At 41.2% G+C, this 24,821-nt stretch carries 21 protein-coding genes and 4 tRNA genes; 14 read left to right on the top strand and 11 right to left on the bottom strand.

The genetic code is table 11. The features are described from left to right. Window positions 1–23: 23 nt before the first annotated feature. From E0Z06_RS08800 to E0Z06_RS08790, 3 genes are all read left to right on the top strand, one after another. Complete coding sequence (locus tag E0Z06_RS08800; RefSeq protein WP_132583827.1) at window positions 24–1,718, top strand: asparagine synthetase B family protein; 1,695 nt, start codon at window positions 24–26, stop codon at window positions 1,716–1,718. A 73-nt stretch (window positions 1,719–1,791) separates the two neighbouring features. After that, window positions 1,792–2,775, top strand: a complete 984-nt coding sequence (locus tag E0Z06_RS08795) for a GNAT family N-acetyltransferase (RefSeq protein ID WP_165907387.1) — start codon at window positions 1,792–1,794, stop codon at window positions 2,773–2,775. Next, complete coding sequence (locus E0Z06_RS08790) at window positions 2,772–4,136, top strand: O-antigen ligase family protein (protein WP_132583823.1); 1,365 nt, start codon at window positions 2,772–2,774, stop codon at window positions 4,134–4,136. The genes E0Z06_RS08795 and E0Z06_RS08790 overlap by 4 nt, the downstream gene beginning before the upstream one ends. On the opposite strand, the gene E0Z06_RS08785 is transcribed toward E0Z06_RS08790, so the two are convergent. Both E0Z06_RS08785 and E0Z06_RS08780 read right to left on the bottom strand, forming a co-directional pair. After that, entirely contained in the window at window positions 4,137–5,579 is a 1,443-nt protein-coding gene (locus E0Z06_RS08785; protein ID WP_132583821.1) for an oligosaccharide flippase family protein, read from the bottom strand. It lies immediately after the preceding gene. A 118-nt stretch (window positions 5,580–5,697) separates the two neighbouring features. Beyond that, a complete protein-coding gene (locus E0Z06_RS08780) occupies window positions 5,698–7,104 on the bottom strand; it encodes a TIGR03013 family XrtA/PEP-CTERM system glycosyltransferase (protein ID WP_132583819.1) in 1,407 nt (468 codons plus the stop codon). Window positions 7,105–7,282: 178 nt separating this feature from the next. Here E0Z06_RS08780 and E0Z06_RS08775 point away from each other — a divergent pair, with 178 nt between their 5' ends. From E0Z06_RS08775 to E0Z06_RS08760, 4 genes are read left to right on the top strand one after another with little or no spacing between them, the layout of a single operon-like run. Further along, window positions 7,283–7,924 (top strand): XrtA/PEP-CTERM system exopolysaccharide export protein, encoded by a 642-nt coding sequence (locus E0Z06_RS08775; RefSeq protein ID WP_207903057.1) that lies wholly within the window; start codon window positions 7,283–7,285, stop codon window positions 7,922–7,924. Window positions 7,925–7,962: 38 nt separating this feature from the next. After that, window positions 7,963–9,528, top strand: a complete 1,566-nt coding sequence (locus E0Z06_RS08770; protein WP_132583815.1) for an XrtA system polysaccharide chain length determinant — start codon at window positions 7,963–7,965, stop codon at window positions 9,526–9,528. Then, window positions 9,525–10,427, top strand: a complete 903-nt coding sequence (locus tag E0Z06_RS08765) for an XrtA-associated tyrosine autokinase (RefSeq protein WP_132583813.1) — start codon at window positions 9,525–9,527, stop codon at window positions 10,425–10,427. The genes E0Z06_RS08770 and E0Z06_RS08765 overlap by 4 nt, the downstream gene beginning before the upstream one ends. Beyond that, the gene (locus E0Z06_RS08760; protein ID WP_132583811.1) at window positions 10,396–12,009 is read left to right on the top strand and encodes an outer membrane beta-barrel protein; all 1,614 of its coding nucleotides are present in this window, start codon (window positions 10,396–10,398) and stop codon (window positions 12,007–12,009) included. The genes E0Z06_RS08765 and E0Z06_RS08760 overlap by 32 nt, the downstream gene beginning before the upstream one ends. A gap of 27 nt (window positions 12,010–12,036) precedes the next feature. Here E0Z06_RS08760 and E0Z06_RS08755 read toward each other — a convergent pair whose 3' ends face one another. Further along, window positions 12,037–13,020, bottom strand: coding sequence for an AAA family ATPase (locus E0Z06_RS08755; protein ID WP_132583809.1), 984 nt, complete (start codon window positions 13,018–13,020; stop codon window positions 12,037–12,039). A 327-nt stretch (window positions 13,021–13,347) separates the two neighbouring features. Between E0Z06_RS08755 and E0Z06_RS08750 the strand changes: the two genes are divergently transcribed. From E0Z06_RS08750 to E0Z06_RS08735, 4 genes are all read left to right on the top strand, one after another. Next, window positions 13,348–13,423 (top strand) — tRNA-Ala (locus E0Z06_RS08750). Window positions 13,424–13,437: 14 nt separating this feature from the next. Continuing rightward, window positions 13,438–13,513: transfer RNA gene (locus tag E0Z06_RS08745), tRNA-Glu, on the top strand. A 36-nt stretch (window positions 13,514–13,549) separates the two neighbouring features. Further along, window positions 13,550–13,625: transfer RNA gene (locus tag E0Z06_RS08740), tRNA-Glu, on the top strand. 30 nt (window positions 13,626–13,655) lie between these two features. After that, window positions 13,656–13,731: transfer RNA gene (locus tag E0Z06_RS08735), tRNA-Glu, on the top strand. Window positions 13,732–13,789: 58 nt separating this feature from the next. Here the strand turns inward: E0Z06_RS08735 and E0Z06_RS08730 are convergent. After that, complete coding sequence (locus tag E0Z06_RS08730) at window positions 13,790–14,377, bottom strand: arylesterase (protein WP_132583807.1); 588 nt, start codon at window positions 14,375–14,377, stop codon at window positions 13,790–13,792. On the opposite strand from E0Z06_RS08730, the gene E0Z06_RS08725 reads away from it, so the two are divergent. Then, window positions 14,376–15,086, top strand: a complete 711-nt coding sequence (locus tag E0Z06_RS08725) for an ABC transporter ATP-binding protein (protein ID WP_132583805.1) — start codon at window positions 14,376–14,378, stop codon at window positions 15,084–15,086. The genes E0Z06_RS08730 and E0Z06_RS08725 overlap by 2 nt on opposite strands. Next, complete coding sequence (locus E0Z06_RS08720) at window positions 15,076–17,562, top strand: FtsX-like permease family protein (protein ID WP_132583803.1); 2,487 nt, start codon at window positions 15,076–15,078, stop codon at window positions 17,560–17,562. The genes E0Z06_RS08725 and E0Z06_RS08720 overlap by 11 nt, the downstream gene beginning before the upstream one ends. Window positions 17,563–17,573: 11 nt before the next feature. On the opposite strand, the gene E0Z06_RS08715 is transcribed toward E0Z06_RS08720, so the two are convergent. The 5 genes from E0Z06_RS08715 to E0Z06_RS08695 all read right to left on the bottom strand — a co-directional run bounded on the left by E0Z06_RS08715 (window position 17,574) and on the right by E0Z06_RS08695 (window position 21,208). After that, window positions 17,574–18,467 (bottom strand): TIGR01777 family oxidoreductase, encoded by an 894-nt coding sequence (locus E0Z06_RS08715; RefSeq protein ID WP_132583801.1) that lies wholly within the window; start codon window positions 18,465–18,467, stop codon window positions 17,574–17,576. A 50-nt stretch (window positions 18,468–18,517) separates the two neighbouring features. Continuing rightward, entirely contained in the window at window positions 18,518–18,883 is a 366-nt protein-coding gene (gene folX, locus E0Z06_RS08710) for a dihydroneopterin triphosphate 2'-epimerase (RefSeq protein ID WP_132583799.1), read from the bottom strand. A gap of 78 nt (window positions 18,884–18,961) precedes the next feature. After that, window positions 18,962–20,272, bottom strand: a complete 1,311-nt coding sequence (locus E0Z06_RS08705; RefSeq protein WP_132583797.1) for an ATP-binding protein — start codon at window positions 20,270–20,272, stop codon at window positions 18,962–18,964. Window position 20,273: 1 nt separating this feature from the next. After that, window positions 20,274–20,951: a response regulator transcription factor gene (locus E0Z06_RS08700; protein WP_132583795.1), complete on the bottom strand. Its 678-nt coding sequence runs from the start codon at window positions 20,949–20,951 to the stop codon at window positions 20,274–20,276. After that, window positions 20,951–21,208, bottom strand: a complete 258-nt coding sequence (locus tag E0Z06_RS08695; RefSeq protein WP_132583793.1) for a PepSY domain-containing protein — start codon at window positions 21,206–21,208, stop codon at window positions 20,951–20,953. Before E0Z06_RS08695 ends, E0Z06_RS08700 begins: the two co-directional genes overlap by 1 nt. Window positions 21,209–21,561: 353 nt before the next feature. Here E0Z06_RS08695 and E0Z06_RS08690 point away from each other — a divergent pair, with 353 nt between their 5' ends. Then, complete coding sequence (locus tag E0Z06_RS08690; RefSeq protein ID WP_132583791.1) at window positions 21,562–21,876, top strand: helix-hairpin-helix domain-containing protein; 315 nt, start codon at window positions 21,562–21,564, stop codon at window positions 21,874–21,876. Between the two features lie 26 nt (window positions 21,877–21,902). Here the strand turns inward: E0Z06_RS08690 and E0Z06_RS08685 are convergent, their stop codons facing one another. Both E0Z06_RS08685 and putP read right to left on the bottom strand, forming a co-directional pair. Then, window positions 21,903–23,123, bottom strand: a complete 1,221-nt coding sequence (locus tag E0Z06_RS08685; RefSeq protein WP_132583789.1) for an HDOD domain-containing protein — start codon at window positions 23,121–23,123, stop codon at window positions 21,903–21,905. A 99-nt stretch (window positions 23,124–23,222) separates the two neighbouring features. Then, window positions 23,223–24,734: a sodium/proline symporter PutP gene (gene putP / locus E0Z06_RS08680; RefSeq protein ID WP_132583787.1), complete on the bottom strand. Its 1,512-nt coding sequence runs from the start codon at window positions 24,732–24,734 to the stop codon at window positions 23,223–23,225. Window positions 24,735–24,821 lie beyond the last annotated feature (87 nt).

Below are 24,821 nucleotides of genomic sequence, written 5' to 3'. Positions count from 1 at the left end.
TTTATCTTAGTCGTAACAAACCTGTGCAGGATTCAACGCAGCAATTATTTTCCGCCGCAGGTTATTGGTTGCGCGTTAGTGGCGCCAGCTTATACCGGGAAGATGAACAGGCGGTAATGATCCTTTATGGCTACATTTATAATGCCGATTTTAATACTGGCCCCGCCTTTTGGCTTGAATTACTGCAGCAGACCACACCAACGTTAACACACGAGCTTAATCGGCTAGATGGTGCTTATAATCTAGTCCTGTTTAATAAGGCAGATGGGCGCTGCAGCGTATTTACCGATCGGCTGGGCGGGCAACGACTGTACTATCACCAAAACAATACTGAGTTGTGGTTAAGCACAGAGTTTTCAGTAATAGCGGATTTATTGCCAACAAAAAACTTTGATACTAACGGCGTGATGGAGACTCTGCATTTTCGTTGGCTTACCGGCACTGATACTGCGGTTAAAAACGTGAAGAAGATGCCTCACGCTGCGGTGATGCAATTATCGCTATCTCATTCGCCAGTTACTATAATGCGTTTCGGCTTATTGCCAGCTAAGGTTAAACAAACTAGTAAATCAATGGCTGAGCATGTTGAGCACGTGCAGCAGTTAATTGCTGACAATATTGTTGCCTCAATTACACCCGGCGATAAGATCGCAGTATTGCTTAGTGGCGGAGTTGATTCAGCAGTGCTGCTGGCGATATGTTGTTATTTACAGTTAGATGTTGTTGCTATAACTCCTGTGCATGAACATCATGATAATCCAGAGCTAGAAACCGCAAAAGCCTTCGCAAGAGAGATGGGCGTTGAGCATAGAGTGATTCCGATACAAAATGCTGACATCACGCAGTTATTTTCCGAGGTTGTACAACAGTTAGCGTCGGCGCCTCGAAGTCACAGTGCGTTATCACTGCAGTTGCTTGTTAAGCAGCTGTCAGGTGAGTTTAATAAAGTTCTGTACGGTGAAGGTGCTGATACCTTATTTGGTTCTCGTGCGGTAAAACGTTTTGGCAATAGATACAACAAGCATAGAGCCGTGCGCAAGGTGCTAAATTGGTTGCCTGGGGTGAATACGGTAATACCGTTATTACCCATCGGCACTAAAGTAAAAGCGCTGGTCAATTTTGATACCAATACTGCTATTGCTGAAGAAATAGCACTGACGTTATCTGAAGATATATATTCGTCGCTAGCTAATACGCTAACGTTACAGCCAAAAACTTTATTGCAGCAGTTTAATACTGATGTTGCGCTATTAGATGGTTTTGACGCTAATGTCCGCATGCTAAAGCAAAGCCTATTCTCTACCGACGTAGTCAATCATTTTTATGAGCTTTATACGCTAGCATCGGCTGCGAAAATCCAGTTAGTCAGCCCGTTTGCCTGCTGGCCGGTTATGTCGTATGCCGCTCAATTGCCTGATGCGCTTTATTTTGGCGAGCAATTTGTTAAGCCCGTTTTAAGAGCGCTAGGTGAAAAGTTTTATACCGCTGAGCTAATGTATCTACCTAAGTTTGGCTTTCCGGTGCCGCATAAATATTGGCTTAGCGAACCACTAAAGCCACTAACTCAACAAGCTGCTGAATTTTTTAACGTGCCAAATAGTTGGTTAGATAATGCGGAAATGGCGTGGACTCTTGCTGGGTTGTATCTGCTAGCTAAACAATGGCATATTTCTCCTTTGCCTTTAATGAAGCATGTTGCTGGAGCGGTTAGAAATTAATAAGCTACAGAATGGTTGGTCTAAGTTATCAACGCTTGAACAGCTAACGAGCATTAAGCAACAGTGGTATATATTGAATAAACAGTGTGGTGACGTGCTGTTTTGCTCTCCTACATGGTTAATACACTGGATATTTTGTTATTGGCAACCTGATTGGCAATTAGAGGTATGGGTTTTTGTTAGTAATGATGAATTAGTGGCACTGTTACCTTGCTATAGCCAACCGCTAGCGGCCAATGCTAAGCGACGCGTGCTCTATCCCTTGGGGCAAGGTGAACCAGAAGAATGTGAAGTTGCCTCTGAGTTTGTTGATTTGCTGATGTTACCCGCTTGGCGAGCTAGGTTATTGCCTGAACTTGCCAATAAAATTAATGCCTCTAATGTTACTAAAATTACGTGGCGCGCGATTAGTGCTAACGCCAGTATTTTACATTTAGCAAGGCTGCTTCGTTTTGCAAGTATTCGTGGTTCTGGTTTTAGATATAAAAACTGCAAACAGATAGATTTAACATTGTCATCACAGATTAAGCGTAAATGGCAAAAAATATTGCGCTACGAACACAATAAGAAAGCTGTTTTTTCTTGGTTAAGACAAGACGAGGCTGCAGTTTTTTGGCCAGAGCTTAAACGCTTGCATCAGTTACGCTGGCAAAAGCAGGGCAAACTAGGTGCATTTAGTTGTAACAGCTTTAATGCATTTCACATGGCGCTAATTACACAGCATCCAGAGTGTTGCTATATGAGTGTGTTAACAATTGATAATGAACCTGCGGCAATTCACTATTATTTGGAAAGTGCAGGCTGTTTGCACTTTTATCAGGCTGGTTGGTCGGCAACCTATGCCAGTTTATCCCCCTCTGCGATGTTGCACTTATGGACGGCACAGCATTCGCACTGTGCTAATTATGACTTTATGATGGGAGGAAATATCAGTTATAAACAAGAATTAGGTAATGCCAAAGAAGCCTGTTACCAGTTGGAGGTGTACTTTGGCATGCGTGCAGTTATGCAAGTATGTTTAAACACGTTAAAAAGAATGACAGGACGTTATAAATGATAGATGTACCTAACAATAGTCGCTTAGTGGCACCGAAACTGACCGACGCCTTATTACCTTTTCTATTTCTCTGTATTTATATGTTGCTTATCTTGGTGCGTCCTCAAGAATGGCTAGAACAATTTAAAGATTTACCCATTATCCGCTTGGCGCTATTACTCGCATTTGCAAGTTATCTTGTTTTACAAAAAGATAAAAAATTACCGCCGCAAGTAATCTGCTGTATTTTACTAGTGCCGGTTATGTTTTTGTCGGGTATAAGCAATGGCTGGCTCACCGGAGGTATTAACAGCGCTAATAATTTTATTATTTCAGGTGTGTTACCGATCATTATTTTTAGTGGTTTAACCACCACCGTTGCTCGTACCAGAATTTTAATGTTAATAGCTATTGCTGCGGCTATGGTAATGGTTAATAACGGTATTTCACAAAAAAATAGCCCTGTTGGTATAGGCTGGTCGGGCAGTGCGTTGTCTTGGCTAGATCGTATTACCTATGTTGGTTTTTTTAACGATCCAAATGACTTAGGTATGTTTTTTGTTATGACCTTACCTTTTGTCTTTCTATTCTTTATACGCGGTGGCGTGCTAACAAAGTGTATAGCTGGCTTTTGTGCAGCATATATTTTATATGGTGTTTATTTAACTAACTCCCGTGGCGCCTTGCTGTCAATTGTCGCGATGGCCGGTTTATTTAGTTATTTAAATTGGGGTAAGTTTAAAACGATTTTAAGTGCGGTGTTATTATCACCGGCACTGATATTTATCTTTATGAAGTTCCGCTCTATTGATGTAGACGAGGAGTCTGCTGCAGGTCGAGTCGATTCTTGGTATGAAGGTATGCAACTATTTTTATGGAAACCACTATTAGGTGTCGGCCAGGGTAATTTTATCGAGCATCACAATATTACCGCGCATAACTCATACGTATTAGCTTTAGCTGAGTTAGGCATTAGTGGTTACTGTTTATGGATGATGTTCTTACTACTAACGTTATATATGGTATATCCACAGCGAAAAATTAACGTAATTACCTTACCGACGATACCTGAAAATTTTGCGTCGTATCGCGAGCAAGTTGCCTTTACTAAAGAGTATGAGCAAATTAAAAATCAGAAATGGCTTAGCGATTGTCTGTTTTATTCTATGGTTGGCTTTGCCGCCGCTGCATTTTTTCTTAGTCGAACTTACGCCTTAGTGGCCTACGTATTTGCCGGAATAGCTATTGCTCAGTACTTTCAAGCGGCAAAGCATAACGGTTTGTCATCGTTACCATCGCTTAAGCATATTATGGTACGTATTTTTTGGTTTACGATACTCAGTGTATTTGCATTTTTTATCATTATTAAAGTTTTGCTATAACTAGCGTGATGATATGGCTTGCTGCAGTTCCCGTATTGTACGGCGCTCTAACAGCAGCAGGCCTAACGCATAGCTTAGTGTGCCAGCAGCAATCAATAATAGTAGGTTTGTTACGTTAACCTCGGTTAAATAGAGTTTTAGTGACCAGACTATCGCAACCATAATTACGCCACAAAACATGATTTTGCTGATACTTTTGAGAAATATCAACATCGAAAAGTTAAACAGCTTACTGTAACGATATAGCACTATGGCATAGGCTAACGGAAAGCCTACAAGCCAAGCTAAGGCTAGACCCGTAGCACCAAACTTACTTAAGGCAAAAAGCGCTACTGACACAAATGCCGCCATATAGAGGGTGTTTATAATAAGATATTTTATATATCCCAAGGCTTTAGCTGCGGGCTGAAATAATTCCTCGCTAAAACGCAGCGGCATCAGTATTAAAACCAACGTTGTTGGTAAAATAGCGGCGCTCCACTTTACGCCAATAATTGATGGCAACAGGTAGTCACATACCGAGGCTAAGCCCCAGAAAATGGGTAGTGTAAAAATAAGGCCTAAACGCTGTGCTTTGACAATAAAATGAGTGATTTTTTCTGGTTGATCTTGTAGCTGAGAGAATGCTGGGAAAGATATTTCTTTGATTAACGGCAAAATCTTTTTCTGTGGCATTAACGCAAAGTTTAATGCGACAGTGAAAATACCAATTTCTGCTGTGGTAAGCAGTAGGCCACCGATGGTAACGTCAAGATGAATAAATGCATACCAAATTAATGTGAAGACCGACATTAAACCACCAAAGCGAATTAACGGTAGGCTGTCTTTAATGCGAAATGTAGGCAAGCACGGCGCGGGATGGTAAATCAGTACCATGGCTACTCTAAGCGCTATAGCAATAATTTCACCATAGACTAGCGCCCAAAAACCGTAACCATAAATTGCCAGTAGTAGGGTGCTTATTGCGGCAACAATGTTAGATACTGCAGAAATCAGCGCTAACTTTTTAAAGGCCATCGCCCTGCGAAGTAGTGCTGTCGGCACAGTTTCAAGAGCTAATAATAGAAAACACCACGCATTAACTTTTAATACATCAGCAACGAACGCATTGTTATACAAATTAGCGATGGTGTCGGCTAATAAATATTGACCACAGAATAAAAGTGAATAGATACAGAGCGTAATGCCAAAGTACGAAGATATGGCTTTTTGCTCTAAATTCCGCGCTTGTATCAGAGGACTTATGGCAATGGTTGAGGCAATCGTCATTAACAGGCTGAACAAGATGTCAGCAATTGCCACAATACCGTAGTCTTCAGGTGTTAAAATCCGGATAACCCAAAATGTTAAGATCCAACGTAAAGTTTGTGTCGTTGCTCGCCCTAGTGCAACCCATTTTAATGAGTGCAGCACCTTGGTTTTTAGCGCATTATTTTCTGTCATTCTGATTAAGAGCGCCTATTATGGGCTAAGTAAAGCGGGATGCTTGATAGCAAGTTGAATAAGAAAACTAGTAAACGCTGCAGATAGCGACAGCGTTCAAGTTGCCAATAACGGTCGCTTAACGGCCTCGACCAAACAATACAATTTCAACGGTTCTAATCAAGATAACTAAATCTAGCGTCAAACTGCGATGCTTAATATAGTACAAATCAAATTTAAGTTTTTCTTGTGCATCTTCAGCCGTCGCACCATAAGGGTATTTAAGCTGTGCCCAACCTGTTAAACCAGGCTTCACGTTATGGCGATTATTGTAGTAGGGAATGTCTTTAGCTAGCTGCACTACAAATTCAGGCCGCTCAGGGCGCGGGCCAACAAAACCCATTTCACCTTTTAGCACGTTAAGTAACTGCGGTAGTTCATCAATGCGGTATTTACGAATAAACTGTCCAACACGAGTTACGCGGTTATCATTTGTGGATGCCCACTGCGCGCCATTTTTCTCTGCATCGGGTTTCATACTGCGAAACTTCAGAATGTAAAATGGAGTACCGTCAATACCAACCCGTAACTGCTTATAGAACACCGACGCGCCAGTTTTGCGGCCATCTTCAAGATAAATTAATAATGCGGTTAACAGCATAAGCGGCCAAGTTACGGCTAATAGAAGTATCGCTAACACTACGTTTAGCACATAACCTAAGCTGGTTTTAAAACCGTTATTAAGCATTAAGCCATTAGAATGAATAACCCAGCTTGGGTAAATTAGGTTAACTGCAATTTGCCCAGTTTCGTTCTCAATGAAATCTAATATTTCAATAATGTCAACGCCACGGGTTTTACACTTAAACAAATCTTCGATTGGTAATTTGTTTCTACGTTCGTCACAGGCAATAACAAGCTGGTCTACTTCGTTATCCATAACGAATTTAAATAAGTCATTAGTGTAGTCAACATTCAGCTGACGGTGTGGCAGTATGGCCGCATCTTTATCACCTTCGATACGAACATAACCCATGATTTCGAAATCGCGGCGGTCAACGTTACGCCGCATTCTGCGCTCAATAATGGATGCGCGTTCACCTGCACCTAATATCAATACTCTGCGTCGGCTCAAACGATTAATATCTTGGTAATGGCAGAGTGCTCTAAACCCTGATATTGATGCTGCAGCAAACAGTGATGCCCAAAGTAGATACAAGCTACTGATATGAATTGACGAAAATAACTGAAATATAATTAGCTCAAGTAGAATTGCGCTAAACACTAGCGTGATAACTACTCTTTTCACAATACCTTTGCTGCCTTCACGGAGTTTGTGGTCATATAAGCCAACAGACAACGCGCACAACATTACTGCTGCAGCAAAAATAACAACGTTTAGTAAGCGAATTTCGAGCGGAACGGCGGTATTGTTGATGTTAGTTAAAGTGCTAGCTAACCAGCTAGATAGGCAGAGCAGGGACAGCTCACCCAATAAAAAAAGTTTGTCAGCAATAGACTTCCTTCCATAGCGACTAGCATTCATTTTGACCACATCCTTGTGCATCCATTGCAATTAGGCTATTACATAGTTTGTTCTACCCATCTGTATATAGCTTAACCTAGTTTATGTAACTTTTGTAGAACGAAATGTAAAATTAATTTGCAATCTACACCGTAAAAGCGCGAATATATGCGTTAGACCAGAATGCGTTTGCAAAAGGATGAGCATTATTATGGAATTAGCAAAATTAACCAAAAACGGCGTAGTGCTGTTTTTATTTGTATTGTTGGCCGGTTGTAGTGCGGTTTACCTGCCCAAAGCCACAGTGCAGAGTTCTTTGACTACCTCAGTCAATAATTACCAGTATCTTATAGGCCCAAATGACAATGTTAGTATTTTTGTTTGGCGTAATCCTGAGCTATCTGGAAGCTTTATTGTACGCCCAGATGGTAAAATTTCTACCTCGTTAGTAGAGGATGTGCCAGTAAGTGGGAAAACGCCAACGCAACTAGCGCGTGAAATGGAAAACATATTAAGTAAATATATTCGCGATCCCGTAGTAACCGTATCGGTGAATAGTTTTGTTGGCCCTTACAGTGAGCAAATTCGGGTAATAGGCGCTGCAGCTAATCCACAGGCGATTAGTTATAGAGAATATATGACGTTATTAGATTTAATGATTGCCGTAGGTGGTCTAACTGAGTTTGCTGATGGTAATTCGGCAAAACTAGTGCGTGTATCAAATGGAACTCAACTGACTTATAATCTGCGACTAGATGATCTGATTCGAGATGGTAACATTGGCGCCAACGTTGATATTTTACCTGGTGATGTCGTTATTATTCCTGAAGCTTGGTTTTAAATAATTGCAAATTTAGTAGTACCGTCATGGAGTGACAAATGAGACAACTCAACGAAGCCATTGAGCAAGTTACAACCTATATTCGTGGTATATGGATACATCGACGCTATGCATTAATAACGGCATGGCTAGCGTGTATTTTAGGTTGGTATATCGTGCATCAGCTTCCGCCTGTTTATCAAGCTGAGTCAAAGTTGTATGTAGAAACACAAACTATGCTTGAACCCCTTCTTAAAGGGATTGCGATCAGAAACAATCCCGATCAAGAAATTAAACTTCTAGCCAGAACGTTACTGAGCCGACCTAATTTAAAGAAAATTGCACGAGAAACCGATTTAGATATTGAAGCGGTGAACGATAAGCAATATGAAAAACTGATCGATACGTTAACCGAAAACATTAAAATTTCGTCATCTGGTCGCGAAAATATTTATGTTATTAGTTATCACAACCGTTCACCTCAGCTCGCATTAAAAGTAGTGCAAGCGACGTTAAATACCTTTGTTGAGAACCGTTTAGGTACGTCAAGAGCCGATTCTAAAGGCGCGGAAAAGTTTTTAAGCGAGCAAATTGCTGAGTATGAAACACGTTTAATTGAAGCAGAGCGCAAACTATCCGAATTCAAGAAGAATAAGATGTTTATGATGCCGAGTGCTGAAAGCAATTACTACGTTCGGCTAGGTGTTGAAAAGCAAAATTTAGAAGCAGCAACCTTAGAGTTAAAACAGTTAGAAACTCAGTTGCAGCTAGCTCGTACTCGGTTAGACCCTGCCTCTAAGAACGGTAATAATGCCGTTCCAATTGATTTTGTTACGCCATTTGACGAACGCATCGCCGCGCTCAATACCAGCTTAGATAACTTACTTATTAAGTTTACCGAAAATCATCCTGATGTAGTTGAAAGTAAAAGACTACTGGGCTTTTTAAAGCAACAACGCGCAGACATGTTAGCGGAACTTGCAGCAGGTGAGCAAAATATTGGTACTGCTAACGAGTATGTACAACAACTTAAGTTGAATATTTCGGCGTTGGAATCGCAAGCCGCTTCGGCGAAAGTTAAGGTTGATGCTTATACGCAAAAGGTCGCGGAATTTGAAAGTAAGCTTAGCCAAATACCACAAATTGAGGCTGAATTTACGGGTTTAAATCGAGATTATGAGATAAATAGGGCGCAGTATGAAGCATTACTCACGCGCAGAGAAGCTGCTGAGTTAGCAAGAAAAGCGGATGTGTCAGAGCAGGATGTACAATTTAGGGTGATAGACCCGCCACGTGTACCTATTGCACCATCAGGACCTAAACGCTTAATGCTGTATAGCTTAGTGTTATTAATAGGTTGTGGTTTAGGTATTATGGTAGCTTTTATCCGTAGCCAAATTTCGCCCACGTTAATCTCTGTTTCACAGTTGAAAACGATATCAGAAATTCCAGTATTCGGTTTTGTTTCACATACCAATAAGCCACAGTTAGTTCGCAATATGCGCGTGCACTTTATCTATTTTATGTTGCTAACGGGAACCTTAGTTGCAATCTACGCAATGATAATGGTCAGCGAGTTATTTTTTGGTGGTACAGCAGAAACCATATCGAGGGTCTTTAAGTGAGCATTATAGAAAAAGCAGTAGATAAGCAGCTATTAAACAAAGACTCGTCGACAACACCACTTAAAAAAGTAGTGAGCGCTGAAAGCATAGAGCCGCCATTACATGCAGACTATAAAAAGCATACTAGTTCTGCGACACAGGGTGCTGTCGAACCCACAAGCACACATTCTACTTGCATCGAGTTAGATTTAGCCGATTTAGAACAGCGCCATTTTGTGTCTTTATCAGCGAAACGTCGGGTAATCAATGAAGAATTTAGTGTTATCAAACGTAAGTTGATCAGTAATGCGTTTGGCCCGATAAGCCGCTCACTGAAACACCCTAATTTAATCTTAGTCAGTAGCTCAAGGCCGGGTGAAGGGAAAACCTTTACTTCGATTAATCTTGCGTTGAGTATTGCGCTTGAACAAGACAAAACGGTACTGCTAGTTGATGCTGACGTGTTAAGACCTCAGGTGTCTAAAACATTAGGTTTTGAGAGCAACCTTGGCCTTACCGATTATTTGTCATCAGACAACATAGATGTGCAGGACATTATTTTATCTACAAACGTTGAGCGTTTAAAAATAATATCGGCGGGTAGGGCTCATCACTTATCAACAGAGCTGTTAGCAAGCCAAAAAATGGCTGAATTAGCTAACGAGTTTGCTACGCGTTATAAAGATCGAATAGTAATATTTGATGCACCACCACTTCTTGGCGTCAATGAAACGGCCGTAGTCGCCACCATGTGCGGGCAAGCTATTATTGTGGTTGAAGAAAATAAATCTAAATTATCTGAAATTGAACAATCAATAGCGCTAATCCCACCTGAAATAGCTGTAGGTTTTGTGATTAACAAGGCTCATCGTGCTCAAGCAGGAGACTATGGATATGGGTACTATTATGGTGGTGCCTAAATATCGGATATCGACGTTATCTCTATTGATAACGTTCGGTCTGGTAAGCGCTAGTGCTACCGCCGGTGATTGGCAGTTAAAACCAAGCTTGCTGCTTGATACTTATGCTTACCAGTTAAAGAAAGAGTCTAATGATGCTTGGGATAAGGGCGCGGCAGCGGTACTAACGCCTGATATTGCGCTACTTTACGATAGCAAAAACTTAGTATCTATTTTCGGTTGGCAGCAAAAAAATATATTTTACGATGATAAGCAACGCACTGACAAATCACTCGATTATATAAATTTTGATACTCGTTTATCCGCTTGGGATAAACGAGTAGTTTGGAGTGTCAGTGCAAATAAAGATTATCGAGTACGAAATTCACAACGCGGTATCTTTGCCGACGAGATAACTGGTTATGCTGATTTAAGCAAAACTCAAAATTTAAGAACCTCATTACTTTTGCGCTCAGCACCCCATAAGGAAATTCAGTCTTCACTAAGCCTAACAGCTAGCCAGGTTAACTCTAAAGCGCCTGAAAACGATGATGTGTTAGGCAATTTTGATAATGAGCTTTATGCTGCGTCGTTTTCTCTTGGTAAGCGACAGCGTACTAATGAATTTTATTGGCTAATTAACAGTGCATATTCGCAAAGCGTGAGAGATATTGGCACTAGCTTAACGTCTAAAAATGCAGATGTAATTGTAGGCGTGCCTATGTTTCATAATTTAGCTTGGGTGAATAGAGCTAGGTTTGAAACTAACGACATTGCCACAAACTATACTAATGAGTTTAGGTCGGTAGGTACGGGTCTTGAATATCGTTTTGGTAAAGTGTCATATATTAATGCTACTTATAATCGTTACTCGCAACAGCAACTTGAAGAGACCAACGATAACTATTGGGCGCTTGATATGTTGATAGCACCAACTCGACGTTCATCCATACAAGTTATATTAGACAGGCGTTACTACGGCCGTTCTGTTGAGGTGTCAGGCAGTTATCGATTACAGCACCTGTCGGCCAAACTTAGTTACAATGAACGTGTGACTGTGAACAATGGCTTAGACCGGCAGTTTACTGATTTAGGTTTATTCGTCTGTTCCGGCGCCTCTAGCAGTATCACAGGCTGCTTTTTACCGCCCACTGCGAACTATCAGTTAGCTCCAGGTGAAGTTTTACAAAACTTTGTTAGAACGGATGTGGAAATTACTGAAAATGTTGTGTTGCGCAAAGGTGGTTCTTTTAATTTAGCCTATGACAAAGATCGATTAGCATTATCTCTGAACATTGTTCGTTCTGAAGATGAATATGTCGAAAGCAGTAGGTTAAACAAAACCAAAGCAGTGTCATTTAATGGTAAGTGGCGTTTGTCTCCTTTAATAACGTTTTCCGCTGCTGTTAATGTTTACGAGTTGGAGTACTCTTTAGAGCAGCGTACTGATAAGAACATACAATTAACCGCTGGCACTGAAGTGAAACTTAATGACCATTCAGATGTGTCGCTTAATGTTAGACGGGTAAAGCGTAGCTCAAATCAAACACAGTTTGATTTGCAAGAAAACCGAGTGTGGTTAAGCTACGATTACCGTTTTTAGTCTATAAGAAAATAAACAGCAGCCTGATTATTGATGTTTATTATCAGGCTGTTGTAATGCCTTATATTGTTTATTCAGTAGTTCATCCATCTCTTTTAACAATTTCAATTTATCTTCAATTGCTTTGTTTAAATCAGCAGAAATACTATTTTGATAGTGATCTACGTGCTGTTCAACCGGTTTGACATTGGGACTTAGGTTGGCAACTTCTTGGTTTATTTCATCTATAACTAACTGCACATCACTCATCGTTAATTGACGTTTATCTTCTAAGTAACCATATAGTAATACTCGGTCCATTAAGGTATGAATTTTTCTTGGAATACCCCGGCTTTGCTGGTGAATTAACGGGTAGCAATTTTCTTGGATTATAGAACTGTCGCCGCCCGCTTGAACTAAGCGATACTCTATATAGGCTTTAGTATCATCTGCTTGTAACGCTGATAAATTTGATGAAGCAATAATACGTTGTCTAAATTGTTCCATATTAGGAGCCTGGATAACAGCATTTAACTCATTTTGGCCTAATAGAAAACTTTGTAGTAACGGTTTGCCGTTAAATTGAAAGTTAGACAGCATGCGCAGCTCCTCAATAGAGTCTAAAGGTAGATTCTGAGCTTCATCTACCAGTAGCAGCGCGCGTCGGTGTTGCGAGTGTAAGCGCTTTAGATAATTGTATATCGCGTCTAAGTAATTTGCTTTGGTGTGCTCGGTTACAGCTAGATTAAAACTGGATGCAATCATTCTAATCAGATCATCGGGTTCTAACTTTGAGGTTACAATTTGCTTGGCTATTATCTCATCTTGATTTAGCTGACTGACTAATTGGTTAGCAATGGTAGTTTTACCGGTGCCTACATCGCCGGTAATAACGATAAAACCTTCACCTTGCGATAAACCGTACTGCAGGTAGGCGAGCGCACGTTTATGCAACTTACTAGCATAAAACCAATTAGGGTGCGGAGTGAGCTGAAATGGCCGGTCCTTTAGTCCGTAGTACTTCTCGTACATTACTGATAATCCTTTAATAATAGCTAGCTTACAAATTTAGGCTGGTAGGGCAGTGCTATTTTATACAAAAACTGACCTTAACACGAGATATGCTATCTTATCATGGTTGAGTTTTTTATTCTGGTCGAGGCAATACCTTAATTTTTAGCTAGCTAAGCCACTAGAAAACAGCTGTTTTTGAATTTTTTGCTGACAATATAATCTTTGCGTTTAAAAAACGTGCGAACAAACAGTGACGGAGAAAAAACTGTTGACACATTTTGAGTGGCACCCTAGAATGCGCCCCGTGTTCAGCACTAATGTAATTAGTTATGAATATAAAAGTGTGGGGCTATAGCTCAGCTGGGAGAGCGCTTGCATGGCATGCAAGAGGTCAGCGGTTCGATCCCGCTTAGCTCCACCAAGATTTTACAGTGCGTCCCCTTCGTCTAGAGGCCTAGGACACCGCCCTTTCACGGCGGTAACAGGGGTTCGAATCCCCTAGGGGACGCCAATAAATCTGCACACTTTTTTGAATGAATGTCACAGCGTCCCCTTCGTCTAGAGGCCTAGGACACCGCCCTTTCACGGCGGTAACAGGGGTTCGAATCCCCTAGGGGACGCCAATTCATCTCATTCAGCGCTTTATCTACTGTGTCCCCTTCGTCTAGAGGCCTAGGACACCGCCCTTTCACGGCGGTAACAGGGGTTCGAATCCCCTAGGGGACGCCATTAGCGTCACTAGCGCAGTAATTAAGTTTGATTAGTTAATTAAAAACACATCCCACTGTTATTCTGTTTTCAAATCCAATAATAACTTTCCAACAAAATCGCTAATTAGCGGTTGTGCTTTGCTATTCGGATGAATTCCGTCTTCTTGCATCAATGTATTATCAACGGCAATATTATCCATAAAAAACGGCCATAACATAAGTTTATGTTTTTCTGCTAACTGTGGATAAATATCACTAAATAGTTGACCATAACGTGGTCCATAGTTAGGTGGTATGCGTATTTGCATTAATACTGGCGTAGCTTTATGCTGCTTCGTAACTGTAATGATTTTGCTTAAATTTGTTTGAATGGAATCAATAGTAAAACCACGCAAACCATCATTACCACCAAGTTCAATTAGTACTACGTCGGGTTGATGTAGTTTAAGCAGCGCTGGTAGGCGAGCTAAACCTCCCGCCGTTGTTTCGCCACTAATACTTGTGTTAACTAATTGCCAGTCAGTATTACTTTGTAATAACTGTGGCCAACCTTGCTGTTGTTGCATGCCGTATGCAGCACTTAAACTGTCGCCAAGGATCAGCAGTTTTTGTGCAATAGCGCCTTGACTAAATAAACCCAAAACGAGAAAGAAGATAATACGCATGATAATAGCACCTGAAATTCATATTAAAGCGACTGGACTGACTAAGAGTGTCAAAGTTGCTGACGGTTCATTAACCATACTGCATGATATCAGTTTGTTGATCAATCGTGGTGAGTCGGTTGCTATTGTTGGCGCTTCTGGTTCGGGTAAATCAACGTTACTTAGTTTGTTAGCTGGTTTAGACGTGCCAAGCCAAGGTGAAGTGTTTTTGGCTGAATATCCGTTACATTTACTGTCTGAAGACGAGCGAGCCGGGGTGCGAGCAGCGCATGTCGGTTTTGTATTTCAATCATTTTTATTATTGCCCAGCCTAACCGCACTAGAAAATATTACACTACCGGCTGAGCTTGCAGGCATTAAAGATGCAAAGGCGCGAGGGTTGATACTGCTGCAGCAAGTTGGCTTAGCCGAGCGAGCCGACTTTTTTCCTGCTCAACTTTCGGGTGGCGAGCAGCAGCGAGTTGCGATAGCAAGAGCCTTTATCACTAAACCTGATGTGCTTTTTGCTGACGAGCCGTCGGCAAACTTAGACGCGGCTACAGGGCTAAAAATAGAAGACTTACTGTTTAAACTTAATGCCGAGCAGGGCACTACATTGGTGCTAGTAACACATAATAATGATTTAGCTGCGCGTTGCCAGCGGCAATATAAAATGCAAGCTGGACGTTTTATTGAAACGGATATGCAAGGGTCACAACATGTTGGCTAAAATTGCTTGGCGTTTATTTTGGCGCGAGCTACGCCGCGGTGAGCTTTGGGTTATTGCATTTGCACTCTTTTTAGCTGTTGGCTCAGTCGTTAGCTTAAGCGGCATTACCACAGGGGTAAAAAGCGCACTTATGCAGCGAAGTGCACAGTTTTCCGCGGCCGACAGTGTATTGCGTTCTAGTCAGCCATTTGATCAGGCTATTTTTGCCCAAGCTGAAAATTTAAAGGTGCAAACTGCGCGACAAATGCAATTTGATTCAATGTTATTTGCCGCTGATATCATGCAGCTGGTGACAATAAAAGCGGTTGATAATAGCTATCCGTTGCGGGGCGAGTTGTTATTGAAGCGCGCCTCTCGAATAGCTGAAGGTAAAACAGTATCGCTTAATAAAGGTGACGTGTACTTAGAAATGCGCTTGTTTGATCTGCTTAAACTATCAGTGGGTGATCAGATTGAATTGGGCATGGCTAAGTTAACGGTCGGTGGTGTTATAGCGAATGAACCTGATGCGCCGTTAAGTGTATTTGGCGGGGCACCGCGCGTCTTAATGCACATCGATGACGTGGCTGCGACACAAATTGTTCAACCAGGTAGCCGAATTACCTATCGTTACTTGTTCGCTGGTAATGCAACGAACTTAGCTAAGTTTGAATCAGCAATAGCACCGCAGCTTAGTTCGCATCAGCGTTGGCAAAAGCTTGATAACGAATCGGCTATTGGCAGCGCATTAGAGCGCGCAGAGCGCTTTTTATTGTTGGCTGGGTTGCTCGGCATTATTTTAGCCGCGTGTGCCGCAGCAGTTGCAGCAACGCGTTATAGCCAGCGCAATACCCAAGCGGTGGCAGTAATTAAAGCCTTAGGCGCAACAACTCAGCAAGTACGCCTACTTTATGGTAGCCATTTATTTTTGGTTATCTTATTTAGTTTAGTAACAGGTGTGATAGCGGGGCAGCTAGCCATTGACGCTGCGCATTGGGGAATAAAATATTACCTAAATGATTATCACGCTGAGTTTAGCTGGCGGCCATTATGGTTAGGTTGTTTAACCGGCGTTATTTGCGCACTATTATTTGCAGCAAGGCCTATGTGGCGCTTAGCTAGTACAGCGGCGATAGATGTATTAAAACAGCCGTCGCTTAGCTTAGGCTTTGATGTTGTGCAGTGGGTTGTAGGTGCGGCCGCAATATGGGCATTAATGTGGCTATTTAGTGGCGAATTGGTACTCAGTATTGGTTTGTTTGTGATTTGTGCCGTATTCGCTGCGGTACTTATGGTTTTTGCGGCGGTGTTAGTTAAATTTGTTAAACCGGTTGCTGCAGGGCAGAGCAGCGCGCGCAAGCTAGCAATGGCAAATTTAAGACGGCGTTTATGGGCGAATAGTTTTCAGTTAATCACCTTTAGCTTGGCGATATTTTTAGCATTATCGCTATATTTTTTGCGTTCAGAATTGATTGAACAGTGGCAGAAGCAAATCCCTGTAGGCGCACCTAATCATTTTTTAGTTAATATAACCGAGGCGCAGCGTGATACGCTTAATAGTTTTGCTAAGCAGCATCAATTAAAGCTTGGACAGTATTATCCGGTTGTTCGTGGTCGCTTAACGGCTATCAATAATGAACAGGTACAACAGGAGGTTACTAAAGACGATCGTTCGGCGCAGCGTGTTGGTATTGGTAGAGAACTTAATTTAACGTGGTTATCTGATTTACCACAAAATAATGAGCTAACCATTGGGCACTGGTTTGCCGTGCAAGCTAAAGCCGAAGTATCTGTTGAGGCGGAGGTTGCACAAAGGCTGGCGATAAAACTGGGCGATACACTCGCGTTCTCTATTGGTGGTCAAGAACTTAGTGCAAACGTAAGCAGCATTAGAAAAGTTGACTGGAATAGCTTGCAGCCAAACTTCTATATGATTTTAAGCCCTGATTTGTTGGCAAATTTCCCAGCAACTTATATCAATGCATTTTATCTGGCGCCAGAGCAAAGTGTGTTACTTAATCAGCTTGTACGCCTATTACCTACAGTAACAGTGATCAGCGTAGATAGTATTATTGCTCAGGTAAATAGCATTATTGGCCAAGTAACCATAGCGCTTAGCTTTATATTGCTTATTATCGGTTTGGCTGCAGCATTGGTTTTAGTGGCTCAGGTACAGGCAACGTTAGAACAACGCGAACAAGAGCTAGCAATATTACGTACTCTGGGGGCGCGTTATATATTTTTACGTAACGCGTTAGTGCTAGAGTTCGTGTTCTTGGGTGCAATGGCTGGGCTGTTTGCCACAATATTGGCCGAAATAATGTTGTTTGTTCTGCAACAACGGGTGTTTAATTTGCCCTTTAACTTACACTATAATTTATGGTGGATAGGGCCAATGTTAGGTGTGGTATTGGTAACAGCATTGGGCTGGTGGCAGTTAAAACGCTTATTACGTATCCCGAGTGCCCAGTTAATACGTCGGGTATTACAAGGTTAAGTCTAAACAGTTTATCTTAGTAACGCGCATAGTGCCGGTTCTAGTTCAGAAAACTGAAATTCATAACCGGCCTTGCTTAGGTTGCTCGGTATTACGCGCTGGCCAGTTAATAATAACTCTGCCATTTCGCCGAATATCAACTGCAGCATAAATGCAGGCATAGGCAATAACGCGGGCCTATGTAACACTTTAGCTAAGGTTTTACTGAACTGGACGTTGGTTACTGGTGTAGGGGCTGTCGCATTAAATATACCCTGTAAGGTAGGGTGGTTTAACATAAAATCAATCAGTCTTACCATATCATTGATATGGATCCACGACATATATTGCTCGCCACTGCTAATTGGTCCACCAAGGCCTAATTGAAATGGCAATAGCATTTTCTTCAATGCGCCACCGTGTTTTGCTAATACTATACCGGTGCGCAGTATACAAACGCGCGTCGCTGGACTTTCAGCCTCTAGAGCGAGGGCTTCCCATTGTTGGCATAGCTGATGAGCAAAATCATTATGGTAATGGGTATAGTCTTCAGTAATAAGCTGCGCGTCTTGGGCACCGTAGATACCAATGGCCGAGCCACTAATCAATATTTTCGGAGGCGTACTCGCGGCCTTTATGGCAGAGACAAGCAGCGCAGTGCCATGCCAGCGGCTATCACATAACACTTTCTTTTGTCGCTCTGACCAACGTTTACCAACAATAGGTTCGCCGGCTAAATTTATTACTGCATCAACCTGGTTGAGGTTGATATTAGATAAACTAGACACGACGATGATATTGCTACCCAGTTGACTTGCTGTTTTTTCAGGCGAACGACTTAGTACAGTAAGCTTATGTACGCCTTGCCATTGTTTCACCAAATGGCTACCAATTAAGCCACTGCCACCGGTCAGTAATATGTGCATGTTAGCCCCGTTGCCTTAAATAGACGTTTACCTAAGCTGTAGTATAGAGCTTATTTGTTTACGGAGAGTGTCAGTGATACTGAATCGGCAAAGCGAAGCGCATAAGGTTTATCAATTTCAACTTCGGCGTAGCGCACTGAAGGGTGCTCAGAAGCAATGGCTAGAACATCGGCAGTGAGTTTTTCAAGTAATGAAAAACGTTGCTGTTCAACTAACGCAATAATTTTTTTTGTAATAGTACGGTAATTTAACGCGTTATCCATATTGTCTGTGGTGACTGCGGCTACTGCGCTGTAATGAATTTTAGCGTTAACAATTACATCTTGTTTATTGTTTATTTCATCTTCATTAATGCCAATAAATGTACGTAAACGTAAATTTTTAATTTTAATTACGGCTAAATTATTTAATTCCATTTTTAATTCCACTAAATATTAATGCTAGCAATGCTTTACGTAAGGATCAGATATTTCGATCAGAAGGGCTAGTAAAGCTTAATTAAATTGTATACGAAAGCGCGCACCGCCTAAATCGCTACTATCTAGTTGAATATTTCCCGAATAGGATTCTACTAACTCGGCAACAATGGCTAAACCGACGCCATGGCCTTCATGATAAGTATCTAGCCTGGTACCGCGTTCAAATAGTTGCTTGCGTTTTTCTACTGCAACACCAGGGCCGTCATCTTCAATACACAACACTAATTGTGGTTTTTGGCTAATATTAACGGCAACGTTATGGCGACAAGCTTTATAGGCGTTATCTAATAAATTACCTAGAACTTCCATTAAATCGGTTTCATCTCCACGAAACATGCAGTCGTCGGCACAATTAACTTGTATGTGCACATTCTTATCTCGATAAATTTTGCTCAGGGCCGACACTAATTTCTCAACTAGCGGTTTTATCGCTATTTGTTTTTTCCAAATATCTTGTCCAGAGCTTGCAGCTCGCTTTAACTGATGCTCGATCATCGCAGTAATACGATCGAGTTGCTCTTTTAATTCAGGTTGTTGGCTTAGCGCCGAGGTATTTAACACCGCTACTGGCGTTTTAAGTGCATGGGCCAAGTCACTCAGATGGTGACGATAACGTTGTTTTTGCCTATTTTGGTTTGCTAGTAATAAATTAAGATCTTCTTTAATAATACTAAGCTCTGCTGGATAGTTTGCATTTAGCTGTTCTTGGCTACCATTTTCAACGCGACGGATCTCATGGTCTAAGCGTGAAAGTGGTTTAGTCGTCCAGTAATAAGCCAATAGCATTAATAATAATAGCATTAGTCCTATACCGATAAACCATTGAATTAACGTGGCTCTAAACGCTAATTGTGGTGCTATCAGCCGTTGATTCGTTTGTACAACGTGTACGGTTAATGGTCGGGTGTATTCTTCTGCATCAAATAAAAGCGCAATAGATAATACCCAATAATCGTTAGTATTTTGCTGCATGTTCTGGAATAAATGCTCGCCTGGTGGCAAACCTTCTACTGGCGGGAAGAAATGCTGATTTAATGACGAATCAGATTGCCATACAACTTCTTGTTCATGAGTAATGTAAGCGCTAAGGCCAGAATCTGGCCGATAAAAATCCGGAGTAAGTGCATTATTTAATAATTCTACTTTATCTTCTGACACACTAAGTTCAGATAAAATAGCGTACATATGCACTTCCATTTTTTGCTCAGCGCTGGTTAATAGCTGAGTATAAAATGCACGGTCTATGGCAACGAAAGAACTAGGCAGCAGAAACAGCAGTAAAAAAATACTGACCAATATCTGCCGCAGCTTTAAAGATAACGACATATTAAGCTACTGTTAGCGTAAAACGATAGCCTCGACCGCGCAGCGTTTCAATGGGTTTCAGCTCGCCGTCAGGATCCAACTTTTTACGTAAACGTAAAACAAAAACTTCAATTACATTGCTATCTAAATCAAAGTCTTGATCATAAATATGTTCGGTTAACTCGGTTTTAGAAATTACTTTGTTTGGGTTCAGCATAAAGTACTCTAGTACTTTGTATTCATAGGCTGTTAGGCTTACTTCATCTTCTTTATGCCATACTTGCTGTGTGCGGCTGTTTAATGAAATAGGGCCGGATGATAAGGTTGGCTCGGGTTGTCCTGCTGCTCTTCGGATTAGGGCGTTACAGCGGGCTAATAACTCTTCAGTATGAAAAGGCTTAGTGAGGTAGTCATCCGCACCGGCATCTAAGCCTTCCACTTTTTCCTGCCAGCTACCGCGAGCAGTAAGTATAATAATGGGTGCTTTTATTCCGGCTTGCCGAGCTTTACGTATTAACGACAGGCCATCCATCTTGGGTAAACCAATATCAATAATGGCGAGATCATAAGGATACTCTGACAATTTAAACCAACCATCATCACCATCAACAGCAACATCAACACTGAACTGTTGTTGTTGTAACTGCTCTTTAATTTTTTGCGCTAATAGACTTTCATCTTCAACTACAAGTAAACGCATTAAATTCCATCCCTTTTAACCCGGCCCGATTGGCCATCGACTAATACTGTTACTACTCGACCATCGGCCTGTAACACTCTGATCCGATATTGTTTATTTTCGGTTTGCACTTTAACAATTTTACCTGGATAGCGTTCTTGCGCTAACGCTGCAGCTTGTTCACGGCTCACTGCTGGCTTATCTGCTTGCCCTTTGGCTTGCGGCGAGCTAGCGAACAATAGCACTATTGCAAGCAAAAAAACTCTGATGTTAAGCATTGTTCTCTCCAATATACAGCCGTACTTTACCTAACTATTAATGAAGCAGCAATTATCTTAGGTGGCGTGTCTAAGATGTAATGCCCGTGAGGTTAAAATAACGGGGTTTATTTTATGGAAAGATAACCAGTTAAGACTTAATTAGCGCTGAATGTTCTTTTAATATTTTAGCGCAACAATGTTATTAAAATATTGCAAATGTAAGGATATTGGCTATTTTAAAGTTGTTGGCAGTAGGGCTCTCTGGTACTGATTGTTATAGTTTGTCTTTTTGGTTACTGCGCCAACCCAGATAAGCCAGCTGGTGGTTAGGTTGTCATCAGGGAAAGAGAGCCACTTTAAGGATGATTAATATGAAAAGATTACTATTAGCTTTAGGTATGACCGCATTAACGTTAACGGCTAATGTCTGCATGGCTAATGCGCCGGCACCTGATAAGTTAACTAAGGTGAGTGCAGCAGAACATAAGATAGAAAAAGTAAAAGTAAATACTGCGTCGTTAGAGCAGTTAGAAGCAATACCTGGCTTAGGTAAAAAGAAAGCTCAAGCGATACGAGATTATATTGCGGAAAATGGCCCGATAAAAGATCAAGCGCAGTTAACTAAAGTAAAAGGTATTGGTGACAAGTTGGCGGCTAAAATAAGCCCTTATATGAGTTTTAATTAACGCAATACGACAACAAAGCCCTGGAACTAGTCTCCCAGGGCTTTCATTTGTTCGTTAGCCCATTGCACTGCAGTATGGTAGGCATTGGGTACTTGTTCACTGGGTAACTGCAGTGCACTAATAGCCTGACTAGCTTCTTGCCACTGCGCTGTTTCATAGAATTTAATCAGTTGAACGTAGTCGGCAAGTACACCTTCTTTTTCTACCAACGCGGCTTTGATTTCTTTAGCTAGAGGAAGTTTACTCATTACGCTATCAATGGGTTCATCTAAAATAGCATCCATTAATGACATTAAGCCGGTTAAAAATGCCTTAGCGGTATCTACTTTACCGTGCAGTTGCGCTAAGCCTTCGGCAAAGCGAGCGCGGGTCATTGACATACGCATTAATTCTGCTGGTTTATCGCTACTAATTTGTGCGGTGAATAATAATGATAAAAATTTCTTTAGCTCAGCTTGCCCTAATACCACCAACGCCTGTTTAATGGTTTCAATTTCGGTTCGACGCTTAAAAACAGCTGAGTTACTGTAGCGCAATAATTTATACGACAAATGTACATCACGTTGAAATACATCAGTAATTTTATTTAAATCCACTTCTGGTTTTGAGGTTTCATACAGTAATTCGGCCAGCGTCATTTGTGCAGGTGACAATGCCTTACTTTGCATCATTTCCGGTTTAGAAAAGAAAAAACCCTGAAAATAGCTAAAGCCTAATTCCATCGCGAGTTGGAATTCTTCGTTAGTCTCAACTTTTTCTGCTATCAATTTAATATGAGGAAAATCTGTTAAAGCTAGCTTTATTTCGTTGATCGTGTCTGTAGTAGTAGTGCGAAAATCAATTTTGATAATATCAATATAGGGGTAAAAATGGCGCCAAACATTTTGATGAATATAGTCGTCAAGCGCTAGGGTATAACCCTGTTCCTTTAAATGCTGACATTCGGCTAGTAAGCGTTTTCCAGGTTGGATTGTTTCTAAAATTTCTACTACCACTTGCTCTTTAGGCAGCATAGTGGGGTACTTTTTAACTAAGGTTTCCAGTGTGAAATTTATAAAACCAAGTTTATCATCAATGAAATCATCTAAACCAAAACTAAATTGGCTGCCTTCTACCATACGAGATGTTGCTTCATTACCATCTATTTCAGGAAATGCGTTTTCTAAACCATCACGAAATAATAATTCGTAAGCGTAAAGTTGCTTATTGCGATCTAATATTGGCTGTCTAGCTGCATAAAAATACATAAATGTTCTATCTCAAAAATGAACACCAGAGTACTAATCTAGCAAAAATATAACAGCGAGGTACACTAATTTTTAGCTTGCCTCGCCGGTTAATTATATTTAAACCTGTTTTAGTTTTTGCTGCATGTTATTAAATAGGGTTGTAATTTCTGGCGCCGGCGCAGAGGTTAGTTTACTAACAATAACAATGCATAGGCTGCTAATAATAACACCAGGTAAAATTTCGTAAACCAAACTACTTAGCGTTGCGCCATTATCCAGTATCGGCGCGTAAATCCAGATTAGTACAGTTATGGCACCACTGACAATGCCACTTAGTGCACCAGCAAATGTCATACGTTTCCAATATAAGCTAAACACCACTAACGGGCCGAAAGCCGCGCCAAACCCGGCCCAAGCATTACTAACTAAGGTTAATATAGAACTTTCTCTATCATAAGCTAGCATAATTGCAACTAAGGCTACGGCTAATACTGACAGACGACCGACCATAACCAGTTCGCGCTGTGATGCATCACGTTTTACAAAGGTTTTATAAAAATCTTCAGTTAACGAGCTTGAGGTAACTAATAATTGAGATGAAATAGTACTCATAATTGCCGCTAATATTGCGGCTAATAGAAAACCAGAAATAAGCGGATGAAACAAAAACTGTGAAAATACTATAAAAATAGTTTCGGGATCGGTTAATGACATCTTAGTGTTGGCAATATAAGCAATACCGACCAAGCCCGTCATTACTGCGCCTAACAAAGTGACAAACATCCAGCTCATGCCAATTTTACGTGCCATTTTAATATCTTTTACCGAGCGAATTGCCATAAAGCGCACAATAATATGCGGTTGGCCAAAATACCCAAAACCCCAAGATAATAGCGAAATAATAGCTAAGATTGACATTGCTTTGCCGGTGTTAGCATCAACAAAGGGGTTTAGAAGTTCAGGTTTAATTGCGCTAACTTGGGTCATTACCTCGCTAAATCCACCAAGGTGATCAAAGGCAACTACTGGCACCAGCACCAGTGAAACTAACATAATACAGCCTTGAACAAAGTCGGTGATGCTAACAGCTAAAAAGCCACCGAATAAGGTGTAAGCAACCACGACACCGGCGGTTACATAAAGCCCTAGTTCGTAACTTAAACTAAATGAGCTTTCAAATAGTTTACCGCCGGCAACAACACCTGATGAGGTATATAGTGTGAAAAACAACACAATAACAATAGAAGAAACAATACGTAAAATGCGAGTTTTATCAGCAAAACGGTTTTCAAAGTAATCAGGGATAGTTATCGAGTCATTGGCTATTTCAGTATAAATTCTTAGCCTTGGTGCAACGATAACATAATTAAGATAAGCGCCAACCAGCAGTCCAAGCGCAATCCAGCCACTGCTAATACCAGATAAATACATAGCACCAGGCACACCCATTAGCATCCAGCCACTCATGTCTGAAGCGCCAGCAGATAACGCCGTTACCGCAGGGCCTAATTTGCGGCCACCTAGCATATAGCCAGATACGTCGTTGGTTGAGGTTTTATAGCCGTATAAACCAATTGCCAGCATAACAATGAAATATAAACCTAATGAAATTAGTGTGCCTGTTTCCAAAACAGTTTCTCCTTGTAGCAGCCGCTAAGCTTTGGTTAACGCGGGTCTAACCAAAACTCAGTAAAAAAAATACCTGATATAACATCA

Source organism: Rheinheimera sp. D18 (assembly GCF_004345025.1).
GTDB classification, from domain to species: domain Bacteria; phylum Pseudomonadota; class Gammaproteobacteria; order Enterobacterales; family Alteromonadaceae; genus Alishewanella; species Alishewanella metallidurans.
Note: the sequence above shows the minus strand (reverse complement) of the source record. Positions and strands in the feature narration are given on the sequence as shown.

Bases quoted from the DNA above. Each gene is read 5' to 3' on its own strand.
- E0Z06_RS08790 (WP_132583823.1), top strand. From the start codon at position 2,772: ATGATAGATGTACCTAACAATAGTCGCTTAGTGGCACCGAAACTGACC.
- E0Z06_RS08785 (WP_132583821.1), bottom strand. From the start codon at position 5,579: ATGACAGAAAATAATGCGCTAAAAACCAAGGTGCTGCACTCATTAAAA.
- E0Z06_RS08780 (WP_132583819.1), bottom strand. From the start codon at position 7,104: ATGAATGCTAGTCGCTATGGAAGGAAGTCTATTGCTGACAAACTTTTT.
- E0Z06_RS08775 (WP_207903057.1), top strand. From the start codon at position 7,283: ATGAGCATTATTATGGAATTAGCAAAATTAACCAAAAACGGCGTAGTG.
- E0Z06_RS08770 (WP_132583815.1), top strand. From the start codon at position 7,963: ATGAGACAACTCAACGAAGCCATTGAGCAAGTTACAACCTATATTCGT.
- E0Z06_RS08760 (WP_132583811.1), top strand. From the start codon at position 10,396: ATGGATATGGGTACTATTATGGTGGTGCCTAAATATCGGATATCGACG.
- E0Z06_RS08755 (WP_132583809.1), bottom strand. From the start codon at position 13,020: ATGTACGAGAAGTACTACGGACTAAAGGACCGGCCATTTCAGCTCACT.
- E0Z06_RS08725 (WP_132583805.1), top strand. From the start codon at position 14,376: ATGATAATAGCACCTGAAATTCATATTAAAGCGACTGGACTGACTAAG.
- E0Z06_RS08730 (WP_132583807.1), bottom strand. From the start codon at position 14,377: ATGCGTATTATCTTCTTTCTCGTTTTGGGTTTATTTAGTCAAGGCGCT.
- E0Z06_RS08720 (WP_132583803.1), top strand. From the start codon at position 15,076: ATGTTGGCTAAAATTGCTTGGCGTTTATTTTGGCGCGAGCTACGCCGC.
- E0Z06_RS08715 (WP_132583801.1), bottom strand. From the start codon at position 18,467: ATGCACATATTACTGACCGGTGGCAGTGGCTTAATTGGTAGCCATTTG.
- folX (WP_132583799.1), bottom strand. From the start codon at position 18,883: ATGGAATTAAATAATTTAGCCGTAATTAAAATTAAAAATTTACGTTTA.
- E0Z06_RS08705 (WP_132583797.1), bottom strand. From the start codon at position 20,272: ATGTCGTTATCTTTAAAGCTGCGGCAGATATTGGTCAGTATTTTTTTA.
- E0Z06_RS08700 (WP_132583795.1), bottom strand. From the start codon at position 20,951: ATGCGTTTACTTGTAGTTGAAGATGAAAGTCTATTAGCGCAAAAAATT.
- E0Z06_RS08695 (WP_132583793.1), bottom strand. From the start codon at position 21,208: ATGCTTAACATCAGAGTTTTTTTGCTTGCAATAGTGCTATTGTTCGCT.
- E0Z06_RS08690 (WP_132583791.1), top strand. From the start codon at position 21,562: ATGAAAAGATTACTATTAGCTTTAGGTATGACCGCATTAACGTTAACG.
- E0Z06_RS08685 (WP_132583789.1), bottom strand. From the start codon at position 23,123: ATGTATTTTTATGCAGCTAGACAGCCAATATTAGATCGCAATAAGCAA.